This is a genomic window from Devosia ureilytica (assembly GCF_024273195.1).
GTDB classification, from domain to species: Bacteria; Pseudomonadota; Alphaproteobacteria; order Rhizobiales; family Devosiaceae; genus Devosia; species Devosia ureilytica.
Map to the genome: position 1 here is coordinate 208861 of NZ_JAMZCU010000004.1, position 19930 is coordinate 228790.

18 protein-coding genes are annotated in these 19930 nt (G+C 62.8%); 6 read left to right on the forward strand and 12 right to left on the reverse strand.

Features of this window, described 5'->3' with window-relative positions; all coding sequences use genetic code 11:
• The first annotated feature begins 19 nt into the window (after positions 1-19).
• Both NIM87_RS12425 and cysG read left to right on the forward strand, forming a co-directional pair.
• Positions 20-2653, forward strand: a complete 2634-nt coding sequence (locus NIM87_RS12425; protein WP_254675008.1) for a nitrate reductase — start codon at positions 20-22, stop codon at positions 2651-2653.
• A complete protein-coding gene (gene cysG, locus NIM87_RS12430) occupies positions 2625-4190 on the forward strand; it encodes a siroheme synthase CysG (RefSeq protein ID WP_254675009.1) in 1566 nt (521 codons plus the stop codon). The genes NIM87_RS12425 and cysG overlap by 29 nt, the downstream gene beginning before the upstream one ends.
• Positions 4191-4357: 167 nt before the next feature.
• Here the strand turns inward: cysG and rhaM are convergent, their stop codons facing one another.
• The 6 genes from rhaM to NIM87_RS12460 all read right to left on the reverse strand — a co-directional run bounded on the left by rhaM (position 4358) and on the right by NIM87_RS12460 (position 10189).
• Positions 4358-4690: an L-rhamnose mutarotase gene (gene rhaM / locus NIM87_RS12435; protein ID WP_254675010.1), complete on the reverse strand. Its 333-nt coding sequence runs from the start codon at positions 4688-4690 to the stop codon at positions 4358-4360.
• Complete coding sequence (locus NIM87_RS12440) at positions 4687-5688, reverse strand: ABC transporter permease (RefSeq protein ID WP_254675011.1); 1002 nt, start codon at positions 5686-5688, stop codon at positions 4687-4689. Before NIM87_RS12440 ends, rhaM begins: the two co-directional genes overlap by 4 nt.
• Complete coding sequence (locus NIM87_RS12445) at positions 5685-6665, reverse strand: ABC transporter permease (protein WP_254675012.1); 981 nt, start codon at positions 6663-6665, stop codon at positions 5685-5687. Before NIM87_RS12445 ends, NIM87_RS12440 begins: the two co-directional genes overlap by 4 nt.
• Complete coding sequence (locus NIM87_RS12450) at positions 6662-8167, reverse strand: sugar ABC transporter ATP-binding protein (RefSeq protein WP_254675013.1); 1506 nt, start codon at positions 8165-8167, stop codon at positions 6662-6664. The genes NIM87_RS12445 and NIM87_RS12450 overlap by 4 nt, the downstream gene beginning before the upstream one ends.
• 183 nt (positions 8168-8350) lie before the next feature.
• The gene (gene rhaS, locus NIM87_RS12455) at positions 8351-9337 is read right to left on the reverse strand and encodes a rhamnose ABC transporter substrate-binding protein (RefSeq protein WP_254675014.1); all 987 of its coding nucleotides are present in this window, start codon (positions 9335-9337) and stop codon (positions 8351-8353) included.
• 51 nt (positions 9338-9388) lie between these two features.
• Positions 9389-10189 (reverse strand): DeoR/GlpR family DNA-binding transcription regulator, encoded by an 801-nt coding sequence (locus NIM87_RS12460; RefSeq protein ID WP_254675015.1) that lies wholly within the window; start codon positions 10187-10189, stop codon positions 9389-9391.
• Between the two features lie 183 nt (positions 10190-10372).
• Between NIM87_RS12460 and NIM87_RS12465 the strand changes: the two genes are divergently transcribed.
• Together NIM87_RS12465 and rhaI are read left to right on the forward strand one after the other, a co-directional pair.
• Positions 10373-12469 (forward strand): bifunctional rhamnulose-1-phosphate aldolase/short-chain dehydrogenase, encoded by a 2097-nt coding sequence (locus NIM87_RS12465; protein WP_254675016.1) that lies wholly within the window; start codon positions 10373-10375, stop codon positions 12467-12469.
• Positions 12470-12632: 163 nt separating this feature from the next.
• Positions 12633-13922 (forward strand): L-rhamnose catabolism isomerase, encoded by a 1290-nt coding sequence (rhaI, locus tag NIM87_RS12470; RefSeq protein ID WP_254675017.1) that lies wholly within the window; start codon positions 12633-12635, stop codon positions 13920-13922.
• A gap of 118 nt (positions 13923-14040) precedes the next feature.
• Here rhaI and NIM87_RS12475 read toward each other — a convergent pair whose 3' ends face one another.
• Positions 14041-14502 (reverse strand): DUF5680 domain-containing protein, encoded by a 462-nt coding sequence (locus NIM87_RS12475; protein WP_254675018.1) that lies wholly within the window; start codon positions 14500-14502, stop codon positions 14041-14043.
• 53 nt (positions 14503-14555) lie between these two features.
• Complete coding sequence (locus NIM87_RS12480; RefSeq protein WP_254675019.1) at positions 14556-15452, reverse strand: LysR substrate-binding domain-containing protein; 897 nt, start codon at positions 15450-15452, stop codon at positions 14556-14558.
• Positions 15453-15574: 122 nt separating this feature from the next.
• Between NIM87_RS12480 and NIM87_RS12485 the strand changes: the two genes are divergently transcribed.
• Together NIM87_RS12485 and ybaK are read left to right on the forward strand one after the other, a co-directional pair.
• A complete protein-coding gene (locus NIM87_RS12485; RefSeq protein WP_254675020.1) occupies positions 15575-15784 on the forward strand; it encodes a hypothetical protein in 210 nt (69 codons plus the stop codon).
• A gap of 37 nt (positions 15785-15821) precedes the next feature.
• Positions 15822-16295: a Cys-tRNA(Pro) deacylase gene (gene ybaK, locus NIM87_RS12490; protein ID WP_254675021.1), complete on the forward strand. Its 474-nt coding sequence runs from the start codon at positions 15822-15824 to the stop codon at positions 16293-16295.
• Between the two features lie 262 nt (positions 16296-16557).
• Here ybaK and NIM87_RS12495 read toward each other — a convergent pair whose 3' ends face one another.
• From NIM87_RS12495 to NIM87_RS12510, 4 genes are all read right to left on the reverse strand, one after another.
• Complete coding sequence (locus NIM87_RS12495) at positions 16558-16704, reverse strand: DUF1127 domain-containing protein (RefSeq protein WP_254675022.1); 147 nt, start codon at positions 16702-16704, stop codon at positions 16558-16560.
• Between the two features lie 262 nt (positions 16705-16966).
• Positions 16967-17098, reverse strand: coding sequence for a cytochrome bd-I oxidase subunit CydX (gene cydX, locus NIM87_RS12500; protein ID WP_254675023.1), 132 nt, complete (start codon positions 17096-17098; stop codon positions 16967-16969).
• Positions 17099-17107: 9 nt separating this feature from the next.
• The gene (cydB, locus tag NIM87_RS12505; protein WP_254675024.1) at positions 17108-18253 is read right to left on the reverse strand and encodes a cytochrome d ubiquinol oxidase subunit II; all 1146 of its coding nucleotides are present in this window, start codon (positions 18251-18253) and stop codon (positions 17108-17110) included.
• Complete coding sequence (locus NIM87_RS12510) at positions 18250-19842, reverse strand: cytochrome ubiquinol oxidase subunit I (protein ID WP_254675175.1); 1593 nt, start codon at positions 19840-19842, stop codon at positions 18250-18252. Before NIM87_RS12510 ends, cydB begins: the two co-directional genes overlap by 4 nt.
• Positions 19843-19930: the final 88 nt, after the last annotated feature.

The following is a 19930-nucleotide window of genomic DNA, read 5'->3' on the forward strand; positions in this document are numbered from 1 at the left end:
TTTTTCATTTGGACCACTTATGACGCAACCTCTGGTAACGAGCACTGTAAAGACCACCTGCCCCTATTGCGGGGTCGGGTGCGGCGTGCTCGCGACGCCTCAGGCAGACGGCAGCGTCACCATTGCCGGCGACCCGGACCATCCGGCAAACTTCGGTCGCCTCTGCTCGAAGGGCTCGGCCCTGGGCGAAACCCTCTCACTCGAAGGTCGGTTGCTGCATCCCGAAATCAACGACGAGCGCGCCAGCTGGGACGATGCACTCGATCTGGTGGCATCGCGTTTTCAGGCTGCCATTGCCGAACACGGCCCGCAATCGGTGGCCATCTATGGCTCGGGCCAGCTGCTCACAGAGGACTATTACGTCGCCAACAAACTGATGAAAGGCTTTATCGGCGCGGCCAATATCGACACCAATTCACGGCTTTGCATGGCCTCTTCCGTGGCCGGCCACAAGCGCGCCTTCGGCTCCGACACCGTTCCAGGCAATTATGAGGACCTTGAACAGGCCGATCTTATCGTGCTGGTCGGGTCGAACCTGGGCTGGTGTCATCCTGTGCTCTATCAGCGCATTGTTGCGGCCCGCACGGCGCGCCCCGACCTCAAGGTCGTGTTGATCGACCCGCGCCGCACCGTTTCGGCCGATATCGCCGAATTGCATCTTCCCGTCGCGCCCGATGGCGACAGCGCGCTGTTCGTGGGCCTCCTCGCCCATCTCGACCACCTGGGCGTCACCAATAGCGACTATATCTCAGCCTATACCAAGGGCTTTGAGGCGACGCTGCTGGCTGCCGAGGACTGGGATATTGCCCGGGTTGCCGAGGCAACTGGCCTGTCACCGCTCTCGATCACCCGCTTCTACGACCTCTTCGCGCGCACTGCCAAGGTGGTGACGGTCTATTCGCAAGGGGTCAACCAGTCCGCTGCCGGCACGGACAAGGTCAATGCCATCATCAATTGCCACCTCGCCACCGGGCGCATCGGCAAGCCGGGCATGGGGCCGTTTTCGGTCACCGGCCAGCCCAATGCCATGGGCGGGCGCGAGGTCGGCGGGCTGGCCAATATGCTGGCCGCCCATATGGATTTTGCGCCTGAGACCGTTGACCGCGTCTCGCGGTTCTGGGGTTCGGACAGGGTTGCCGAGGCGCCGGGACTCAAGGCCGTGGACCTGTTCGCGGCCATGGGTCGCGGCGAGATCAAGGCGGTCTGGATCATGGCCACCAATCCGGTGGATTCCATGCCCGAGGCCGACGCGGTGCGCGACGCCCTCAAGGCCTGTCCCTTTGTTGTGGTCTCGGACATGAACCGGGCCACCGACACCATGGACCTTGCCCATGTGCGCCTGCCCGCCGCCGGCTGGGGCGAAAAGGACGGCACGGTCACCAATTCCGAGCGCCGCATTTCGCGTCAGCGCCCCTTCCTGGCCTTGCCCGGCGAGGCGCGCCCCGACTGGTGGATCATAAAGGAAGTGGCCCGGCGCCTGGGCCACGCCAAGGCCTTCGGCTATTTCAGCCCTGGCCAGATCTTTGCCGAGCATGTCGCGCTGTCCGCCTTCGAGAATGACGGCAACCGCGATTTCGACCTCTCGGGGCTGGGTGGCGCCGACTACGAAACCATGCCGCCGGTGCAATGGCCGGTCCGCTCCAAGCCCATTGCCCGCATGTTTGGCGACGGCCGCTATTTCACGCCCGATGGCAAGGCCCGGTTCCTGCCCATCCAGCCGCCGCCGCCCTTCGCCCCGGCGCCGGGCAGTTTCGTGCTCAATACCGGCCGCGTGCGCGATCATTGGCACACCATGACCCGCACCGGCAAAGCGGCGCGCCTTTCGGCCCACATGGCCGAGCCCTTTGTCGAAATCCACCCGGCCGACGCCAATGCTCTGGGCATTCGGCGCGCCAATCTGGTGCGGCTTTCCAATCGCCACGGCTCGGCCCTGGTGCGGGCGCTGGTCACTGACCGACAGCAGCGCGGCCAGTTGTTCGTGCCCATGCACTGGACCGACCAGTTCGCTTCCAATGGTCGAATTGATGCGCTGGTGACCAGCAAGGTCGACCCGGTCTCCAACCAGCCGGCCCTCAAGATGGCGCTGGTTCATGCCGAACCGGTCGGTGTGCGGCTCTTCGGTTTTTTGGTGAGCGCAAACAAACCAAACCTGGCCGTGGATTATTGGGCACTCGCCCCGGCGGCCAAGGGCTGGCGCGCCGAATTGGCCATGGTTGAGGAACCCGCCAATTGGGAAGACTTCCTCGCCGCCACCTTCGGCACCAGGGCCGCGTTCCAGTCCATCCGCGACGAGCGCTCCGGCCGCCGAGCCTTTGTGTTGATCGAGGACGGCCAACTCATCGCCGCGCTTTATACCGCGCCCGATCCGGTCCTTGTCTCGCGCCAATGGGCAGTCGACCTGCTGGGCGAAACCGATCTGAGCGCCTCCGAAGTTCTGGCCGGCCGCCCCGGCGCCGACCGACCCGATGGCGGGGCCATTGTCTGCTCCTGCATGGGCGTGGGCATCAATACCATTACCGAAGCCGTGACCCGCCATGGCTGCACCACCGTCGAAGCCGTCGGCGCGCTGACCCGTGCCGGCACCAATTGCGGCTCCTGCCGCGCCGAAATCAGGGGGATTGTCGATGCAAACCGTCTCATCGCCGCGGAATAACAAGCGCATCGCGCCGCTGGCTGTCCTGCCGGTCTTTTTCGACCTCAACGGCAAGCGCGTGGTCGTCATCGGTGGCAGCGAGCCTGCCGCCTGGAAAATTGAACTGCTGGCCGCCGCCGGGGCGCAGGTGGATGTCTATGCGGAGGCGGCCTGCGAGGAGCTCAGCGGTCTGCTGCAGCATCGCACCCCTCACCCGGCCCAGCGGGCCGATCTCTCCCCAGCGGGGCGAGGCGAGGCATCGCATTCTGCCGCCGGTTTTGGCGATCACCATTTCGGCGGCTCCATCGTCCCCTCACCCCTTCGGGGAGAGGGCCACGGTGAGGGGTCTGTCGATCTCCACATCCGCCCTTGGACACCCGCCGACCTCACCGGCGCTGCCCTCGCCATTGCCGACATCGAGGACGACGCCGGGGCCCATGCCTTCATCGCCGCCGCGAAAGCCGCTTCAGTCCCCTACAATGTCATCGACCGGCCCGAATTCTGCCAGTTCCAGTTTGGCGCCATCGTCAATCGCTCGCCGGTCGTGGTCGGCATTTCCACCGCCGGGGCCGCGCCGATCCTGGGCCAGGCCGTGCGTCGCCGCATCGAAACCCTGCTGCCGCAAACGCTGACCCAATGGGCGCAACTGGCCGCAAAAGTTCGCGATACGGTTATGGACAGGCTCGCCGCCGGTCCGCAGCGACGTGCCTTCTGGGAGCGGCTGGCCGACAATGCCTTCGGCAATCGCGCCCCTGCGGCAGCGGACGCGGAGGTCACCTTCGCCGCCCAGCCTGCCGTTGGCCGGGTCACCCTCGTCGGCGCAGGTCCCGGCGATGCGGACCTTCTGACCATCAAGGCCGTGCGCGCGCTGCAATCAGCCGATGTCATTCTCTTTGACGATCTCGTCTCGTCCGAAGTCCTCGAACTGGCCCGCCGCGAGGCCAAGCGCATGCTTGTGGGCAAACGCGCCCAGCGCGAGAGCTGCGCCCAGGACGAGATCAATGCGATGATGCTGTCGCTGGCCCGGCAGGGCAAGCATGTGGTCCGCCTCAAGTCCGGCGATCCGATGATCTTCGGTCGCGCCGGCGAGGAGATCGAGATGCTCGAAAGTCATGGCATTGCCGTTTCGGTGGTGCCCGGCATCTCTGCCGGCATCGCGCTCGCCAGCCGCCTCGGCGTCTCGCTGACCCACCGCGACCACGCCCAGTCGGTGCGTTTCGTCACCGGTCATTCGCGCAAGGGTGTGCTGCCCGATACGCTTAACTGGACCGCATTGGCCGATCCGGCGACCACCTCGGTCTATTACATGAGCCGCCGGACCCTTCCCGGCATTGTCACCGAACTGACCGCCAAGGGACTTAGCCCCGAAACCCCCGCCATCATCGCGGGCAGCCTTGGCCGTTCCGAAGAGCAGATCTGGCGCGGCACGATTGCCGAGGCGGTCCAAGCCGTCCAAGCATTCCCAACCTCGGCCCCGACGATCTTTGCAGTGGGAGATGCTTTGGGAATGCGGAATTCGGCCGAGCTTGGCTTGCCACGACTGACCGAGGCTCTTTAGGTCTGGCTCCTGCGCCCCCTCGCCCCTCCAGGGGAGAGGGCTGGGGTGAGGGGTGAAAGCTCATCAGCAGAAACGTGATGCCAAACCCCTCATCCGGCCCTGCGGGCCACCTTCTCCCCTCAGGGGAGAAGGGACCACGCCATCGATCTATCCATGAGAGGACCCACTCACTTCATCCAGAACACCGGCGCCAAATCCACCGAGATCGGCTCGTTCTTCTCGTTGGTCGCCATGATGTCGGCCATGTGCGCCCACCAGCGCTGCATGACTTCGGTGGAGGGCAGGTCGGCCATGGTGTGATCAACCCGCCGCCACAATACGCCGAAGAGCGTATTGGTCTCTTCGTCGAGATGGATGGAATAGTCCTTCACGCCTGCGGTGTGCAGCAGGTCGACCAGTTCGGGAAAAATCTCGTCGTGGCGGCGCTTGTATTCCTCTGCCATGCCGGGGTTGAGCCGCATCTTGAAGGCGTGCTTTTCGTAGCCATCATCCACGATCATGCGCGGCGCTCCTTCCACATCTTCCACAGGATCGGCAGGGCAATCACCACGATCAGCAGCGACCCCGTGAAGATCGTCATGACGATGCCCGGCACATTGAGCAGCCCCAGGCCGAAAGTCACGAGGCCAATGATCAACGCGGCCAGAACCACGCCGATGATCGAGCCGGCACCGCCAAGGATAGACACCCCGCCCAGCACCACCATGGTCACCACGTCAAGCTCAAACCCTTCGGCAATCGAGGGCCGGGTCGAGCCAAGGCGCGCAGTCAGCAGCACCGCAGCGATGCCGCTCATCAGGCCGGTCAGGCAGAATAGTACAAATTTGATGCGATCAACGCGCACGCCCGAAAACCGCGCGGCGGTGGCATTGTTGCCGATGGCGAACACCTGCCGCCCGAACACGGTGCGGTGCAGCAGCACATAGAAAATCACTGCTGCGACGAGGAACAGCACCAGCTCGAACGAGATCACCCATCCCACATAGCCCTGCCCGAACCAGGAGAACTCCTTGGGATAGCCCTTGAAGCTCTGGTCGCCCAGAATGATGAAGGCCACGCCCCTGAACAGACTCATCGTGCCAATTGTGACGACGATGGATGGCAGCTTGAGTCCGGTTACGAGGAAGCCGTTGAACGCGCCGCAGAGCACGCCAACCCCCACGCCCACCGCCACCAGCGTGGGCGTATCGGCGCCATATTGCAGCGCCAGGCCCATCAGGGTGGAGGCCAGCGCGATGATCGAAGCCACCGAAAGGTCGATCTCACCGGTGATGATCACCAGCGCCATGGCCAGCGCGATCAGCCCCTTCTCGGTAAAGTTGAAGGTGAGGTCGCTCAGGCTCCAGGCATTGAGGAAATAGGGCGAGGCAAAGCTGTTGGCGAGGAAAATGCCCAGCGCCACCAGCACCAGCAGGCTCTCCCAGCTCAGCACAGCCGATTTGAGCGGATTGTCGAGGCGGTCGGGGAGTTGACGGGCGGTTACGGTCGTGTCGCTCATGCAGCCACCTCTGCCTTCTTGAGAATGATGCGGCCCTTGGAGCGTTCGCTCGAAGCATTGAGCACCACGGCAAGGAGGATCGCGGCGCCGGAAATGGCCATCTGCCAGAATGGCGAGACGCCGATGACCGGCAGGGCGTTGTTGACGACGCCGAGGAACAGCGCGCCCAGAATGGCGCCGCCCACCGTGCCGATGCCACCGGCAATCGAGACGCCGCCGATGACGCAGGCTGCCACCACGGTCAGCTCATAGCCGCCGGCGCTTTCAGTCGAAGCGATCACATATTTGGACACATAGAGATAACCGGCCAGGCCCGAGAGCGCGCCCGAAAGCACAAAGGCCAGGAACTTGGTGCGCCCCACATCGATCCCGGTATAGACCGCGGCAACCGGATTGACGCCGATGGCATAGAAGGCCCTGCCCCAGGGCGTGCGGGTCATCAGAACATAGACCAGCAGCGCCACCACAATGGCGAACCAGCTCAAGATTGGCAGGCCGAGGAACATGCCGCGCTGGAGCTGGATGAAATCCGCGCTCATCTGCGAGGCATTCACCCAGGTGCCGCCCGAGGCCACAAAGGCGAGGCCACGGAAAATGGTCAGCGTGCCCAGTGTTACCACAATGGGCGGGATATTGAGCTTCCAGACCAGAACGCCGTTGAAGGCCCCGAGCGCAGCGCCGACCACCACGCAGCCGGCGATCAACAGCGGCACGGGCACGAACGGAAACGCCGCATTGGTCAGGGCCACGATCATGCCGGTCAGCGCCAGGTTGGACGCCATCGACAGATCGATGGAGCGGGTGAGAATGACCGCCATCTGCCCCAGCGCCAGCATCATCAGGATCGATGTGTCGTTGAAGATGGTCAGCAGGTTGGCGGGTTGCGAAAAGCGCGGGAAGCGCAGCGTCACCAGAACGATCACGGCCAGAATGGCCAAAGCCAACCAGAGTTCGCGGGATTTCAGGAGCCGGTTCATGCGGCCTTCTCCTCAGCGATGCCCGCAGCCAGACGCACCAGCGTTTCGGGTTGCAGGCCCTTGTTTTCGAGAGTGTCGATCACCAGCCCTTCGCGCATGACGACGATGCGGTCGCTCATGCCGAGCACTTCGGGCAGTTCGGACGACACCATGATGACCGAGAGGCCTTGCGCCACCAGTTCACCCATGAACTCGTGCACAGCAGCCTTGGAGCCGATGTCGATGCCCTTGGTCGGTTCATCAAGGATGATCACCTTGGGCAGGGTGGCGAGCCATTTGGCGATCACCACCTTCTGCTGGTTGCCGCCCGAGAGGGTCGACACATTCTGGCTGAGCGAGGAGGCGCGCAGATCAAGGCGTTCGGTGTAGGTACGCGCCAAGGCAAATTCCTCGGCCATGCGCAGGAAGCCGGATTTGCTGGTTTTCCTGAGGCTGGGCAGTGAGACGTTCTTGAAAATCGGCTCGCCGGTGATCACGCCCTGCTTGCCGCGTTCCTCGGGCACATAGACAATGCCAGCCTCGACCGCATCGGCGGGGGACTTTGGCGACACCGTCGCCCCCTCGAGCGTGATGGTGCCCGATGATGGCCGGGTCATGCCGAACACGGCTTGCATCACTTCGGAACGCCCGGCACCCACGAGGCCATAAAACCCCAGGATTTCGCCCTTCCGCACCGAGAACGATACATCGTCGAATTCGGTCGGGTGGCTGAGGCCCTGCACCTCCAGCACCGTCTCGCCAATCGCGGCGGTCCGGGGCGGGAAGATCTGGTCGACCGAGCGACCCACCATCAGCGTCACGATCTCGCTTTGCGGCGTGTCCTTGATCATGCCCTTGCCCACCATTTCGCCATCGCGGAACACGGTGTAGCGGTCGGCAATGCGATAGATTTCGTCGAATTTGTGCGAGATGAAGAGGATAGCCTTGCCGTCCGCCTTGAGCAGATCGACCAGCACGTAAAGCTCCTCGATCTCCTTCTGGCTCAGCGCCGCGGTCGGCTCGTCCATGATCACCACCTGCGCGTCCACGCTGAGCGCGCGCGCCACGGCGACGAGATGCTTTTTGGCAATGCCCAATTCCTTGAGCGGGATCGAGGCATCGATGCCGGCCGCCATCGAGTCCAGCGTTGCCTGCGCCTCGCGGCGCATGGCCTGCCAGTCGATCAGGCCAAAACGATTGGTCGGGGTGTGACCGAGATAGATGTTTTCGGCGACGCTCAATTCGTCGAACAGCACCGTTTCCTGGTGAATGGCGGTGATGCCAAGTTCGGATGCCGAATGCGCCGTGGGCAGGGTAATCGCCCCGCCGCCGAGAAAGATTTCGCCCGCATCCGGCTGATAAATACCCGTCAGCGTCTTCACCAGCGTCGACTTGCCGGCGCCGTTCTCACCGATCAGCGCAGTCACCTGCCCGGCATAAAGCTCGAGCGACACATTATGCAGCGCCCGCACGCCGGGAAAGCTCTTGGTTATGCCCGAAAGGGTCAGGATGGGGTCGGTCATTTTCATTCCCGCCGAGATGGCGCCTTTATTCCTCTCCCCGTCGGGGAGAGGGTGGATCGGCCGGAGGCCGAGACGGGTGAGGGGGAAGCTCTCCGCACATACTGGCGGCGAGAATCCCCCTCATCCGGCGCTGCGCGCCACCTTCTCCCCGATGGGGAGAAGAATGGAGCGTCGCCTCAAAGATCAATAGATCTTGGAGAACTCTTCGATGTTGCTGGCGTCGAACTGGAACGGCGCGGCCATAGCGGCCGAATTGGTGTCGTCCAGGGTCACTTCGCCGACCTTGCCAATGGAGAGGGTCGCGCCGGGGGCAGCTTCTGCGCCTTCAACCAGGGCATTGGCCAGGTAGACGGCCGAGTAGCCCAGGTCGATCGGGTTCCACAGGGCCACGGCCTGCGACGCACCATTGTCGATGAACTGCTTGAACTCGGACGGCAGGGCGAGACCAGTCACGTTGATCTTGCCGATCAGGTTCTGGTCGGTCACGACCTGGGCAGCGGCAACGACGCCGACGGTGGTCGGTGCGATGATGGCCTTGAGGTCGGGATAGGCAGCGATCAGGCCGCGAGCCTCTTCGGTCGACTTCACCGAGTCGTCGTCGCCGTAAACAACCGAGACAAGGTTGATGTTGGGGAACTTCTCGGGGATGGCGGCCTTGGCAGCTTCGATCCAGGCATTCTGGTTGGTTGCCGTCGAGGCAGCCGAGAGGATCGCCACGTCGCCGCCTTCAGGCAGGTAGTCGGCAGCCAGCTTGATGATGGTTTCGCCGATCAGAGCAGTCTCGGATGGGTTGAGGTGCAGCTGACGGCCTTCGGCAGCAACGCCGGAATCCCAGCTGATGACCTTGATGCCACGTTCCATGGCGCGCTGCAGCACGGGCACCAGGGCGTCCGGGTCATTGGCGGAGATGGCGATGGCGTCGACCTGCTGGGCGATCAGCGAGTTGACGACTTCGATCTGGGCTTCGGCCGTGGCGGCGGTCGGGCCGGTGTAGATCACTTCAACGTCGCCCAGTTCGGCGGCGGCTTCTTCAGCGCCCTTGGCAGCGGCATCGAAAAAGCCATTGCCGAGCGACTTCACCACCAGCGCGATGCGCGTCTGGGCGAAGGCCGGGGTGGCGAGCAGCACGGCGGCAGCGGCCGTGGCAGTGAGCAGTTTCCAGAGTTTCATTTGGTCCCTCCCTGGGATGGTCTGGTCTTGGTCTTTGAATAGTCCGGTTACTCAGGCCGCGGTCGTTTCGGCCTGTGCAGTCGCGTCCGCCACGATGAGCCGCACCCCTGCTGTTTCCAGCATTTGGCGGTCTTCGTCGCGGATACCGCTGTCGGTGATGACGGCGGCAATTCGGTCAAGCCCACACAGGATCAGGCTTGAGCGTCCCGAAAATTTGGAGGAATCGGCAAGGACGATGAGTTCGTCCGCCTGCCCGATCAGCGCCAGCTCCGATTGCACGACCATGGGGTCGGCCTCCATCAGCCCGTGGGCGCCAATGCCCTGGCAGCCGATGAACATGCGCTTGGCGTAGAAATGGCTCGCCACCACGCCACCAAAGGGCGAGAGGATGACGTTCTGTTCGCGATAGACCGTGCCGCCAGGAATGACGACCGAATTGCGCGAATTGTGGATGAGGAATTCGGCAATGGCGAAGCTGTTGGTGAACACCGAGAGGCGCTTGCCCGTCAGGTGGTGCACCATCTGATAGGTCGTGGTGCCGCCATTGATGATCACCGGCTCGCCATCGCGGCACATTTCGGCCGCCGCGCGCGCAATTGCGCGCTTTTGCGCAATGTTGATCGTTTCGTTGACCGAAAAGGGGCGCCCCATCAGCCCGCCCTGGGCCGGCGGGTTGATGGCCTCGGCACCGCCACGCACACGGCGCAGCCTGCCCTGCTCATCCAGCGCCGCAATGTCGCGCCGAATGGTGGCTTCCGAGGAACCAGTGACCTCGCACAGCTCCGCCACAGTCACCACGGGGTGGGACTGTGCGGCGGCCAATATGACGCGGTGGCGTTCCATTTCGTGCAATGCTGATACTCCCTGGGTGCATTTGCTTCCATCAAACTCGGGCAGAGTCAATCACCAATCCGCATATTTCCGTCATTACCACGCAAAGATGATTGGATATGATTGTTTGCGATTGACAGCGTGGACCGTTCCATGCCCATTTCCGCCCAACCAAGTCTTTGCCCTAATCTCGGGAGGAATCCGATGTCCACTGCGCCCAAGCGCCTCCAGAACCTGTGGGATGACGCCAAAGCCGCGTCCATGTCCGAACCGGAGCGCCTTGTGTATCGCTCGAACCTCCTCGGCTCGGACAAGCGCGTCACCAATTACGGCGGCGGCAACACCTCCTCCAAGATCATGCAGAAGGACCCGCTGACCGGTGAGATGGTCGAAGTCCTCTGGGTCAAGGGATCGGGCGGCGACAATGCCTCGATCAAGCTCGATGGCTTTTCGACGCTCTATATGGACAAGCTGCGGGCCCTCAAGGGTCTCTATCGCGGCGTCGAATTCGAAGATGAGATGGTGGGCTACCTGCCGCACGCGACATTCAATCTGAACCCGCGCGCTGCCTCCATCGACACCCCGCTGCACGCCTATGTGAACCACCCCTACGTGGACCACATGCACCCCGACGCGATCATTGCTATCGCAGCGTCGAAGAATTCCAAAGAGCTGACCCAACAGATTTTTGGCGACAGCATTGGCTGGCTGCCCTGGAAGAAGCCGGGTTTTGAGCTGGGTCTGTGGCTGGGCAAATATTGCGAAGAGAACCCCAATTCCAAGGGGTTGATCCTGGAGAGCCACGGCCTGTTTACCTGGGGCGACACGCCCAAGGAATGCTACGAAACCACCATTTCCATCATCAATCAGGCCATCGAATGGTTTGAGCAGCAGACCGAAGGCAAGACCATTTTCGGTGGCGCAGCGACAGAGTCGCTTGATGCCGACGCCCGCCGCGCCGTCGCTGCCAAGCTGATGCCAAAGATCCGCGGCTTCATCTCGGAAGACAGCCACAAGCTGGGCCATTTCGACGACTCGGCTGCCGTGCTCGAATTCGTCAATTCCAAGAACCTCAGGCCGCTGGCGGCCCTGGGCACGTCCTGCCCCGACCACTTCCTGCGCACCAAGATCCGCCCGCTGGTCATCGATTTCGACCCGGCCAACCCGGATGTAGACGCTGTCATCGCGGGCCTTGCTGACCAGATCGCCGCCTACCGCGTCGACTACCAGGCCTATTACGACCGCTGCAAACACGACAATTCGCCCGCCGTGCGCGATCCGAATGCCGTGGTGTACCTGATCCCCGGCGTCGGCATGCTGACCTTCGCCAAGGACAAGGCCACCGCCCGCATTTCCGGCGAGTTCTATGTCAACGCCATCAATGTGATGCGCGGCGCCTCGACGGTTTCGGAATACCGGGGCCTGCCCGAGCAGGAAGCCTTCGACATCGAATATTGGCTGCTTGAAGAAGCCAAGCTTGCTCGCATGCCCAAGCCCAAGTCCCTGGCGGGCAAGATCGCCCTGGTCACCGGCGGCGCCGGCGGCATTGGCAAGGCCACCGCGGCCCGTCTCCTGCGCGAAGGCGCCTGCGTCGTCCTGGCCGATATCGACCAGACCGCGCTCGACAATGCCACCGAGGAGCTTTCCGGCGTGTTCGGCAAGGACTTCGTCCGTCCGGTGAACATCAACGTCACCAAGGAAGAACAGGTCCTGTCCGGCTTCGCCCATGCCGTGGTCGAATTCGGCGGCCTCGACATCCTGGTGTCGAACGCTGGCCTCGCCTCTTCGGCTCCGATCGAAGACACCTCGCTTGAACTCTGGAACAAGAACATGGACATCCTGTCCACGGGCTATTTCCTGGTCTCGCGCGAAGCCTTCCGTCTCTTCCGCGCCCAGAAAATCGGCGGTAATGTCGTCTTCGTGGCGTCCAAGAACGGTCTTGCCGCATCGCCCAACGCCGCCGCCTATTGCACCGCCAAGGCCGCCGAGATCCATCTCGCCCGCTGCCTCGCCCTCGAAGGCGCCGAAGCGCAGATCCGCGTCAACGTCGTCAACCCGGACGCCGTGCTGCGGGGCTCGAAAATCTGGGCCGGCGAATGGCTGGAACAACGCGCCTCGACCTACAAGACCGACAAGGACGGCCTTGAGGAAATGTATCGCCAACGCTCGATGCTCAAGCGGTCCGTGTTCCCGGAAGACATTGCCGAAGCCATCTACTTCTTCGCTTCGGACGCCTCGGCCAAATCCACCGGCAATATCATCAACGTCGACGCCGGCAACGCCCAGTCGTTCCCGCGGTAATTAAAGGGAGAAGTTACCCCTCACCCGTCTCGGCCTGCGGCCGATCCACCCTCTCCCCAAGTGGGAGAGGAATAAGAGGAGCGCACCGGCCCATTCTTCTCCCTCTCGGGGAGAAGGTGGCGCGTAGCGCCGGATGAGGGGGGCTTCTTCTCTGGAGGAAATCATGACCGAACACATCATCGACCCATCCACCATAGAGGCCGAAAACGCCAAGCGCGCTGCGGACCTTCATGTGGACTACGATACCCTGGGCGAGCGCCTCGACCGGCGCGGCATCAATATCGACGCCATCAAGGACAAGGTTGCGGCCTTTTCCGTCGCCGTTCCTTCCTGGGGCGTTGGCACCGGCGGCACCCGTTTTGCTCGTTTTCCCGGCAAGGGCGAGCCGCGTGACATCTTCGACAAGATCGAAGACTGCGCCGTCATCGCGCAGTTGACCCAGGCGACCGATACCGTCTCGCTGCATATTCCGTGGGACAAGGCCGATCCGAACCGGTTGAAGCAAGCTGCCAGCCGCTTCAATCTTGGCTTTGATGCCATGAACTCGAACACCTTTGCCGATGCCAAAGGGCAGTTGCAGAGCTACAAGTTCGGCTCGCTCTCAGCCGCCGACAAGGCAACCCGCGACCAGGCCATCGAGCACAATCTTGAGTGTATCGAGATCGGCAAGACCATCGGCTCAAAGGCCCTCACCGTCTGGATCGGTGACGGTTCCAACTTCCCCGGACAGGTCAATTTCACCACGCAGTTCGAGCACTATCTGGACTCGGTGAAATCGATCTATGCCGCCCTGCCCGATGACTGGCGCCTCTATACCGAACACAAGATGTATGAGCCGGCCTTCTATTCGACGGTCGTGCAGGATTGGGGCACCAATTACCTGATCGCCAAGGAACTGGGCGACAAGGCCTTCTGTCTGGTCGATCTCGGCCACCACGCGCCCAACGTCAATATCGAGATGATCGTCGCTCGCCTCGCCCAGTTCGGCAAGCTCGGCGGCTTCCATTTCAACGACAGCAAATATGGCGACGACGATCTCGACGCCGGCTCCATCGACCCCTACCGCCTGTTCCTCGTCTTCAACGAGCTGGTCGATATCGAAACCCGTGACGCCGGTTTCCATCCCGCCCATATGCTGGACCAGAGCCACAACGTTACCGACCCCATCGAGTCCCTGATGCTCTCGGCCGCCGATGTGCAGCGCGCCTATGCCCAGGCGCTGCTGGTGGATCGCAAGGGGCTCACAGCCGCTCAGACAGGCAATGATGCGCTCGCAGCCACCCAGGCCCTGCGCCTCGCCTATCGCACCGATGTCGAGCCGATCCTGGCCATGGCCCGCTTGGAACAGGGCGGCGCCATCGACCTGCTCGCCACCTACCGAGCCTCTGGCTATCGCGCCAAGGTCGCCGAGATCCGCCCCGAGATTGCGGCCGGTTCGAGCGGCATCGTCTGATCTCAACCAGCAGGTTTTCCGCGGCACCTCCCCGCCAAGGAAAATGGAAGGCCCGGTGAGCAATCACCGGGTCTTTTTGTATTTATGAACGACAGACAGTCGGCGCGCCGCGGCGCCCTCAGGGCTTCACCAGCCCGCCGATATAATCCAGCGCATAGGCCTCTGCCCCGTCAACGATGATGACTTCGCGGCCACGAAAGCTGGCGACATTGCCTTCGCTCCGGTCGCGGTAGAGGCCGTGCGGCCCCGACCAGTCGAAGCCACCGAGAAATCGGCCTTCGGCATACATTGCCGCCAGCGCCGACTTGATGGTTTCGCCGGCCCGCATGCCATCGATGAGGTCCGGTCGCCGCACCTGACCATAATAGTTCATGGCCCAGACCGGTTCGGCGTCGCGCCACAGCACCTCCTGCCCCAGAAAATCCGTGCCCCCGAAATAGCTATCGCGATAGCGCCAGTCGCCCTCGGACCAGACGAGGTCGTGCGAGCCGGTCCGAGACGGTTGCGCCTTGCTGCCGCCGCCGACATAGGTCGCCGCCTTGGCCCTGACGATAATGGAATTGAGTTCTGCTGCCCGCACGTCGACCTCCTTGCCGATGCGAGGGGCTTAGCGATCTGCCTCGACAGCGCGTGTCAGGACGGCGCGCGCATATAGGCCGTAGCCTCCAGCATCCAGTCGCGGAACATGCGGACCTTGGGCGCGTTGCGGCGGCTCTCGGGATAAGCGAGGTAATAGCCGCGAGCCGCCTCCGCCAGCAGCGGAAAGGGCTGCACGAGGCGGCCGGCATTGATTTCGTCACGAAACAGGGCCGGCGTCAGCATGGCGACGCCGCGACCGGCCATGGCCGCGGTGCCCAGAAGGCTCTGCTGGCCCATCATGCTCACCGGCCGCCCCTCGGCCGAATAGCCCTCGACACCCGCCGCGTCGAACCATTGCTCCAGCCATTCATCGCGCGGGTCGAGAATGGGCAGCCGCAGCAGGTCAGCCGGATGTTTAACGCCGCCGATGCTCTCGGCCAGCGCCGGGCTGAGCAGGGGCGTGAAGTCGCCCTTGACCAGCAGGTGCGACACCAGCCCATCCACCGGGCCCTCGGGCATGGTGCGGATGCCGAGGTCAAAATCGTCATGCAACAGATCGACCAGATCGTTGCTGCTGTCGAGGCGCACGGCAATCTGGGGGTGGGCGAGCTGGAACAGGCCCAGGTTCTGCGCCAGCCACTGACTGGCAAAGGTCGAGACGGCGGTGATCGACAATTGATTGTCCACCGCACCCCGCGTGCTCGCAAAGGCATTGCGCAGAATGTCGAAGGCCTGCCCCACTTCCGGCGCCAGCCTGGCCCCGACTTCGCTCAGTTCCACCCGGCGCGGCTTGCGCAGGAACAATTGGGCGCCAACCCGGTCCTCCAATTGCTTGATCTGATAGCTGACGGCTGCCTGGGTCATGCCCAGTTCTTCGGCGGCGCGCGTGAAGCTGAGGTGCCGAGCGACCGCCTCAAAGGCACGCAACGCCGTCATCGGGGGCAGCGACATGGATCAAACCTCCTTATGGGTGATTATCGAGGTTTAGTTGGATGTGGCGCACATCAGGGCGCATCTTCTGGGTCATGTCAACGTCACCGGAGGCACTGGTCATAAGGCCAGTGAATATAGAGATGCTCACAATTCCCGGATTTCTTGCCTTTCTGATGCCCGTCCCCACCCTGCGCGAGACCTTCTCGCTCGACCTTCGCCAGCGCCGCCAGCGCCGGGCCGTGCGCGCGCTTCGCCTTGCGCCGCATCTGCTCAAGGATGTGGGCCTTGATGATTATGAATCGCCAGCCGATGACCCGCGCTGGGTCCGCCAGTTCGATCTTGATCGCTAAGGCTTGCCAGCCTTGGTGGATCGCCTAAAACAGGGCCATGTCCAAGACCACGCCCGCCACCCAGGCGCTCACCAAGGCCGGCATTGCCTTCAGCCTTGCCAATTATGACTACGATCCCAATGCCGAACGGGTGGGCCTTCAGGCCGCCGAGGCCATGGGCGTGCCACCATCCGAAGTGTTCAAGACGCTGATGGCCGAGCTTGATGGCAAGCCGATCTGCGCCATCGTTCCCTCAGATGAGGAAGTGAACATGAAAAAGCTGGCGGCGGCCCTGGGCGGCAAGTCAGCCCATATGATGAAGCCGGCCGATGCCGAGCGTCTCACCGGCTACAAGGTCGGCGGCATCAGCCCCCTGGGCCAGCGCAAGCTCGTGCCCACGGCCCTTGATGAACTGGCCACGCTGTACGACGAGATTTTCCTCAACGGCGGCCAACGCGGCCTGCAAATCCGCATTCGGCCGAACGATCTGGTCAAGGCGCTGGAGTGTGTCGTGGCCGATCTGGTGCGGTAGGCAAGGCCCCCTCACCCGGCCTTCGGCCGACCTCTCCCCCCAAGGGAGAGGTGTCGCTGCGCGACGCATAAGCCCCTCTTCACCTCTCCCTTGGGGGAGAGGTCGACGGCGAGCCGGCGGGAGAGGGGGCCTGTTGCATCCATCAGATCCTTAGCCATGCCTCTCGACCGCCCCCCAGAAACGACAAAAGGCGCCCAGGAGGACGCCTTCATCGGAAGACCTTGCGGTCAGTCTGGTGCCGCCTGTCGGCGGCCGTCGCTGATTAGGCGACGTAGGTGCCGCGAGCGATGGCGCGGATATCACCCTTGGTGATGCCCAGGTCGTGCAGCTGGCGGTTGTCGAGAGCGTTCAGCTCACGCAGGGTGCGCTGGTAACGGGCAAAGTCGGCAAGCTTCTTGGTGATGTTCATTTCGGTTCCCCTTCGTTTGATGGGCTATATCTAGATCGCTCTGGTCGTGATTAGTAGATGGACTTGTTGCACATCCGTTATGCACACAGTGCAAACGAAAGAGGCAATTCCGCCATAATCCTTGCACGGCAGTCGCGGGCTTGCGTGACGCGCAGGCGATCCCGAAAGCGTCTTATCTATCTGATGCCAAAAGAAAAACCGGACTCTACTTACGTAGAATCCGGCTCAATTGATTTTTGACCAAACGGTCAACAGCTATGCGTCAGCCGGAAAGGTTTTCCTTACCTTGTTCGCGCGCCAGCCGCCGATCCTCGCGCATTTCGAACCACATTGCGTTCAGAATGCCGAAGCTGCAGGCCAGGCTCAGCCCCAATATCCAGGAAAAATACCACATGGCGGGCTCCTAATAGGCGTTGGGGTTCTTGCCGAGGCTTTCGGTGGTCACCGTGCCGCGCATCACCCGGAAGACAAAGGCTGTGTAGACAAGGATGATCGGCAGGAAGAATGCCGTCACCAGCAGCATGATGAAGAGCGTCAGATGGCTCGACGACGCATCCCACAGGGTCAGCCCGGCCTCGGGCATGGTCGAGGAGGGCAGGAAGAACGGGAAGATCGACAGGCCCGCGGTCGAGATGATGCCGAAGATGCCGGCGCTCGACGCCAGCAACGCCAATAGCTTCAGCCCAGAGCGCAGCGACAGTACTGCCAACGCCAAGCCGGCAAAACCAATGACCGGCGCGGCCAGCATCCATGGATAGGTGCCGTAATTGCGCAGCCAGCCGCCCGGCACCAGTTCCACCGTCTTGGCCAGCGGATTGATGGCTCCATTGGGGTCGATCACGCTGGTCACCACATGGCCGTTGAGCATTGCCACCCACAGGCCGCCCAGTGCGAAGAGCACAATGGTCACCAGACCCGCCAGGCTGCCATAGGTCCGCGCCCGCTCGGCGATGACGCCTTCGGTCCGGCCGGCGATCACCGCCGCGCCCTGGGTCACGATCATGCCAAGGCTCACCAGACCCGCCAGCAGCGCAAAGGGCATCAGCAGCTGGAAGAAGTTGCCTGTGTAGAAAATGCGCATGGTGTCATCGAGGTGGAAGGGTGCGCCGAGCAGCACATTGCCCACCGCCACGCCCATGATCAGCGCCGGCACGAAGCCGCCGATGAACAGAGCCCAGTCCCAGGTCGCCCGCCAGCGTGGATCGGATATCTTGCCGCGGAACTTGAAGCCGACGGGCCGCAGGATCAGCGCCAGGAGAATGACGATCATCGCAAGGTAGAAACCAGAGAAGCTCGCGGCATAGAGTGGCGGGAAGGCGGCAAAGATCGCTCCGCCCCCCAGCACCAGCCACACCTGATTGCCCTCCCAGGTCGGCCCGATCAGGTTGAGCAGCACGCGCCGCTCCTCGTCGGTCCGGGCAACGAAGGGCAACAGCGCCCCGACGCCAAGATCGCGCCCGCCCATGATGGCAAAGCCGATCAGCAACACGCCCAGCAGCAGCCACCAGATCAGCCGCAGCGCTTCATAGTCGAGTGGAATGGTGCTCACGATACGAGCTCCTTGGTTGCGGGTGTCGCCGGCAGGGTGGTGATCACGAAGTCGTCCTCGTCATCGGGCGTGAACAGCTTCTCCTTGGGTCCGGCCTTGATGATGCGGACCATCAGGATGACCATGATGACCAGCAGCACGGTGTAGAGCAGCACGAAGAAGCTCAGCGACAGCACCAGATCGAGAACGTTGAGACTCGATGCAGCGTAGAAAGTGGGCAGGACGCCTTCCACCACCCAGGGTTGCCGCCCAAACTCGGCGATGAACCAGCCGCTTTCGATGGCGATCCAGGGCGTGGGCAAGAGCAACACCGTCAACCACAGCAGCGGCTTGTTGGTGTCGATCCAGCCCCGCGAGGCGCGATAGAACCAGAGTCCGAAGAAGGCGATGAAGAAGAAGCCCAACCCCATCATGATGCGGAAGGTCCAGAACAGGGGCCAGACGTCAGGCACCGTATCCGCCGCCGCCATGGCGATTTCTGCGTCCGTCGCATTCTCGATATCGGCCCGATAGCGCTTGAGCAGCAAGCCATAGCCGAGGTCGGCCCAGTGCTCGTCGAACACCGCCCGCGCCGCGGTATCGGTGCCATCGGCACGAATTTGCTGTAGCGCCTCATAGGCGATTACGCCGGTGCGGATACGATCTTCGGCCCGGTCCACCAGTTCGTGGATGCCTTCGAGTTCTTCGTTGAGCGAGCGCGTGGTGATGATGCCGCCCATCCAGGGAATGGAGAACGACCAGATCGGTTCTCCATCGGCGCCGGGAATGGCCAGCACGGTCCAGGGCGCTGGCGCCGCCTCGGTGTGGAACGAGGCCTCGATGGCCGCGATCTTCATTTTCTGGTGCTCGGTGGCGACATAGCCGCTCTCGTCGCCCAGCACCACGACCGAGAGGGCCGATGCAAGGCCGAAGCTGGCCGCAACCACGGCCGAGCGCTTGGCCAGTTCGACATGCTTGCCCTTGACCAGGAACAGCGCGGAAATCGCCAGAACGAACATGGCGCCAGAGACATAGCCGGCGCTGACCGTGTGGACGAACTTGGCCTGCGCCACGGTGTTGAACAGCACCGCCGCAAAGTCGGTGATTTCCATGCGCATGGTGTCGGGGTTGAACTTGGCGCCGACCGGGTTCTGCATCCAGCCATTGGCGATCAGGATCCAGAGCGCCGAGAAATTGGCGCCAAAGGCCACCAGCCAGGTGACGACCAGATGGCCCAGCTTGCTCATCCGGTCCCAGCCGAAGAAGAACAAGCCCACGAATGTGGCTTCAAGGAAGAAGGCCATGAGCCCTTCGATGGCCAGCGGCGCGCCGAAGACGTCGCCCACATAATGGCTGTAATAGCTCCAGTTCATCCCGAACTGGAATTCCATGACGATGCCAGTGGCGACCCCCATGGCAAAATTGACGCCGAACAGCGTGCCCCAGAAGAGCGTTGCCTTGCGCCAGATTTCGCGCCCGGTCATCACATAGACGCTCTCCATGATCGCCATCATGAAGGAGAGGCCCAGGGTCAGCGGCACGAAGATGAAGTGATACATCGCGGTAGCGGCGAATTGCCATCGCGAGAGGTCGACGACGAGCATGTCGATCATGGCACGTTCTAGCTCTCTGGTTGCGACGGCCAGAGCAGGGGCCGCCAGTGACCGTTCTATGCCGCACGAGACTGGCCTTCGCCTT

What these genes read in the sequence shown, in the direction of transcription:
- rhaM (WP_254675010.1), bottom strand. Translation starts at nt 4,690, where the DNA reads ATGATCGTGGATGATGGCTACGAAAAGCACGCCTTCAAGATGCGGCTC.
- ybaK (WP_254675021.1), top strand. Translation starts at nt 15,822, where the DNA reads ATGTCCAAGACCACGCCCGCCACCCAGGCGCTCACCAAGGCCGGCATT.
- NIM87_RS12440 (WP_254675011.1), bottom strand. Translation starts at nt 5,688, where the DNA reads ATGAGCGACACGACCGTAACCGCCCGTCAACTCCCCGACCGCCTCGAC.
- rhaS (WP_254675014.1), bottom strand. Translation starts at nt 9,337, where the DNA reads ATGAAACTCTGGAAACTGCTCACTGCCACGGCCGCTGCCGCCGTGCTG.
- NIM87_RS12450 (WP_254675013.1), bottom strand. Translation starts at nt 8,167, where the DNA reads ATGACCGACCCCATCCTGACCCTTTCGGGCATAACCAAGAGCTTTCCC.
- cydX (WP_254675023.1), bottom strand. Translation starts at nt 17,098, where the DNA reads ATGTGGTATTTTTCCTGGATATTGGGGCTGAGCCTGGCCTGCAGCTTC.
- rhaI (WP_254675017.1), top strand. Translation starts at nt 12,633, where the DNA reads ATGACCGAACACATCATCGACCCATCCACCATAGAGGCCGAAAACGCC.
- NIM87_RS12480 (WP_254675019.1), bottom strand. Translation starts at nt 15,452, where the DNA reads ATGTCGCTGCCCCCGATGACGGCGTTGCGTGCCTTTGAGGCGGTCGCT.
- NIM87_RS12485 (WP_254675020.1), top strand. Translation starts at nt 15,575, where the DNA reads ATGCTCACAATTCCCGGATTTCTTGCCTTTCTGATGCCCGTCCCCACC.
- NIM87_RS12445 (WP_254675012.1), bottom strand. Translation starts at nt 6,665, where the DNA reads ATGAACCGGCTCCTGAAATCCCGCGAACTCTGGTTGGCTTTGGCCATT.
- NIM87_RS12465 (WP_254675016.1), top strand. Translation starts at nt 10,373, where the DNA reads ATGTCCACTGCGCCCAAGCGCCTCCAGAACCTGTGGGATGACGCCAAA.
- NIM87_RS12425 (WP_254675008.1), top strand. Translation starts at nt 20, where the DNA reads ATGACGCAACCTCTGGTAACGAGCACTGTAAAGACCACCTGCCCCTAT.
- cysG (WP_254675009.1), top strand. Translation starts at nt 2,625, where the DNA reads ATGCAAACCGTCTCATCGCCGCGGAATAACAAGCGCATCGCGCCGCTG.
- NIM87_RS12495 (WP_254675022.1), bottom strand. Translation starts at nt 16,704, where the DNA reads ATGAACATCACCAAGAAGCTTGCCGACTTTGCCCGTTACCAGCGCACC.